Below are 3,176 nucleotides of genomic sequence, written 5' to 3' on the forward strand. Positions count from 1 at the left end.
AATAAGAAAAGGAGTGCCCAGATGGCGGACCGCCGCGGCCTTTTGATCATCCTCTCATCGCCTTCGGGTGCCGGTAAATCCACTTTGGCCCGCCGCCTGATGGCTTGGGACCCGGGCCTCAAATTCTCGGTCTCCGCCACCACCCGCGCCCCGCGTCCGGGTGAGGAGCACGGCCGCGAATATTATTTCACTTCCGAAGACGACTTCCGGCAGAAGGTGGCCGAAGGCGGCATGCTGGAACACGCCCATGTGTTCGGTAACTTCTACGGCTCCCCCGCAGGCCCGGTGAAAGACACCATAGAATCCGGTCAGGACGTGCTGTTCGACGTCGATTGGCAGGGTGAAATCCAGATCCGCAATTCAGACCTGGGCAAACACGCGCTGTCGATCTTTATCCTGCCGCCCTCGATCACCGAGCTGCGCCGCCGTCTGGAAACCCGTGCTCAGGACAGCGAGGATGTGATTTCCAAGCGAATGCTGAAAAGCTGGGATGAGATCAGCCACTGGGGCTATTATGATTACGTGCTGGTTAACGATGATCTGGACGAGACCGAGGCCCGGCTGAAAACCATTGTCGAGGCCGAGCGGATGCGCCGCATTCAGCAGCCCAGGTTGCAGGATCATGTCCGCACCCTGCAAACCCAGTTCGAGGAACAGTCATGACCTTGTATGCACTCGGGGATTACCAGCCGCAGCTTCACGAAGACACCTGGGTCGCCCCGGATGCCAACCTGATCGGCAAGGTGGTGATGGAGGCGGGCGCTTCGGTCTGGTTCGGTGTCACCATTCGCGCCGACCACGAGGAAATCCGCATCTGCGAAGGCACCAACGTGCAGGAAAACGTGGTGAGGAAATCCGCCCGGCTTCAGCCGCCGAGGTTCTCACGTTCAAGGGGGTGCTGGAACAGTCCGCGGGGGACGATGATCCGGCACCGCTGGTCAAGGCACTCAGCAAGGAATTGGAAACCCTTGTGGCGGAATTCGTGCAAATGCGCGAAGCCGAGGGCGCCGCACTTGCCCAAATCCTTAACAGTCAGCTGGAGCAGGTCGCCGCGCTGACGGCCCGGGCCGGGGAGCGTGCCGAAGAGCGTAAGTTGAAAATGGCGGAGACGCTTAAGACCAACCTGGCGCGCGTCATGGACAATGCCGATGGCGCTGATCCGGACCGCGTGGCCCAGGAGCTGGCCCTGATCGCGGTCAAGGCGGATGTGACAGAAGAGCTCGACCGTCTTGGCGCCCATGTGACTGCTGCCCGCGATCTTCTGGCCAAGGGCGGCGCGGTGGGCCGTAAATTCGACTTCCTGATGCAGGAGTTCAACCGCGAGGCCAACACGCTGTGTTCAAAAGCGCAGCACAGCGCCTTGACGGCGGTCGGGCTTGAGCTGAAAACCGTGATCGACCAGATGCGCGAGCAGGTGCAGAACATAGAATAAGAAAAGGAGTGCCCAGATGGCGGACCGCCGCGGCCTTTTGATCATCCTCTCATCGCCTTCGGGCGCCGGCAAATCCACCCTGGCGCGCCGCCTGATGGCCTGGGATCCGGGGCTCAAGTTCTCGGTCTCCGCCACCACCCGCGCCCCGCGTCCGGGCGAGGAGCACGGCCGCGAGTATTACTTTATGTCCGAGGACGAGTTCCGCCAGAAAGTGGCCGAGGGCGGAATGCTGGAGCACGCCCACGTCTTCGGCAATTTCTACGGCTCGCCCGCAGGCCCGGTAAAGGACACCATTGAGGCCGGTCAGGACGTTCTGTTCGATGTCGACTGGCAGGGCGAAATCCAGATCCGCAATTCCGATCTGGGCAAGCACGCGCTGTCGATCTTCATCCTTCCGCCCTCAATCCCGGAACTGCGCCGCCGCTTGGAAACCCGAGCGCAGGACAGCGACGAGGTGATCGCCAAGCGGATGCAGAAAAGCTGGGACGAGATCAGCCACTGGGGCTACTATGATTACGTGCTGGTCAACGACGACCTGGACGAGACAGAGGCGCGGCTGAAAACCATCGTCGAGGCCGAGCGGATGCGCCGTATCCAGCAGCCCCGGCTGCAGGACCACGTCCGCAATCTGCAAACTCAATTTGAGGAACAGTCATGACGTTGTTTGCACTCGGAGATCACCAGCCCCGGATCCACGAAGACACCTGGGTTGCCCCTGATGCCAACCTGATCGGCAAGGTGGTGATGGAGGCAGGCGCCTCGGTCTGGTTCGGCGTCACCATCCGCGCTGACCACGAGGAAATCCGTATTGGTGAAGGCACCAATGTTCAGGAAAACGTGGTGATGCATATTGATGCGGGCTATCCGCTGACCATCGGCAATAACTGCACTATCGGCCACAAGGCGATGCTGCATGGCTGCACCATTGGCGAAAACACTCTGGTTGGCATGGGCGCCACCATCCTGAATGGCGCGAAGATCGGCAAGAACTGTCTGATCGGCGCCGGCGCGCTGATCACCGAGAACAAGGAAATCCCCGACAACTCGCTGGTGATGGGCAGTCCCGGCAAGGTGGTGCGCGAGGTGGACGCCGCGCTTGCCGAAAAGCTCACCCAAAGTGCGCAGCTCTATCAGGACAACATGCGCCGCTTCCGGGCAGAGCTGAAACCGCTGTAATCGGGCCGGCTGCCACATCAACTTTACACAGCGGCGCTAGACAGGCTGGGAATGTAACCGCGGGGTACAGATGACGACCGATCAGATTGACGGGTTTCTGGCGGCGATCCCGCTGCCTGCCGTGATGGTGGACCAGACCGAACGTTTCATCGCTGTGAACAGCGGCGCCGAGGCGCTGCTGGGGCAGGGGATCAGGGGCCGCCACTTCGCCACCATCCTGCGCCAGCCCAGCGTTGCCACAGCCATCGAGGCCTGCCTGAACGACAAGGAATCGCGAACCGCGCGGCACCTGTCCAACGACGGCGCCCAAGACACTGCTTACACGGTCACCCTGCGATATGTCCCTGGCATTGGCGCTGTTGGCGGCGGCGCGGCCCTGGTTTGTTTTGATGACATTACCGAACGTGAGCAAGCCAGCCAGATGCGCCGCGATTTTGTGGCCAATGTCAGCCATGAGCTGCGCACGCCGCTGACGGCTTTGATCGGCTTTATCGAAACCCTGCGCGGCCCGGCCAAAGATGATGCCGCTGCCCGGGACCGTTTCCTGACGATTATGGAGGGTGAGGCC

4 protein-coding genes and 2 pseudogenes are annotated in these 3,176 nt (G+C 61.3%); all 6 read left to right on the forward strand.

Going from position 1 to position 3,176, the window contains the following annotated elements:
- Positions 1-21 precede the first annotated feature (21 nt).
- Positions 22-663, forward strand: a complete 642-nt coding sequence (gene gmk / locus A2I95_RS28640; protein ID WP_259992218.1) for a guanylate kinase — start codon at positions 22-24, stop codon at positions 661-663.
- A pseudogene (locus tag A2I95_RS28645) lies at positions 660-848 on the forward strand (gamma carbonic anhydrase family protein); the annotation flags it as partial. The gene gmk (A2I95_RS28640) and the pseudogene A2I95_RS28645, both read left to right, overlap by 4 nt.
- 5 nt (positions 849-853) lie before the next feature.
- Positions 854-1,432, forward strand: a pseudogene (locus A2I95_RS28650) (YicC family protein); the annotation flags it as partial.
- A 16-nt stretch (positions 1,433-1,448) separates the two neighbouring features.
- Positions 1,449-2,090: a guanylate kinase gene (gmk, locus tag A2I95_RS28655; protein WP_027258935.1), complete on the forward strand. Its 642-nt coding sequence runs from the start codon at positions 1,449-1,451 to the stop codon at positions 2,088-2,090.
- Positions 2,087-2,608, forward strand: a complete 522-nt coding sequence (locus tag A2I95_RS28660) for a gamma carbonic anhydrase family protein (protein ID WP_291735372.1) — start codon at positions 2,087-2,089, stop codon at positions 2,606-2,608. The genes gmk (A2I95_RS28655) and A2I95_RS28660 overlap by 4 nt, the downstream gene beginning before the upstream one ends.
- Before the next feature lie 70 nt (positions 2,609-2,678).
- Positions 2,679-3,176 (forward strand): histidine kinase dimerization/phospho-acceptor domain-containing protein (locus A2I95_RS28665; protein ID WP_291735374.1); only part of this gene is annotated, 498 nt, incomplete at its 3' end.

This window comes from Leisingera sp. F5, assembly GCF_001593695.1.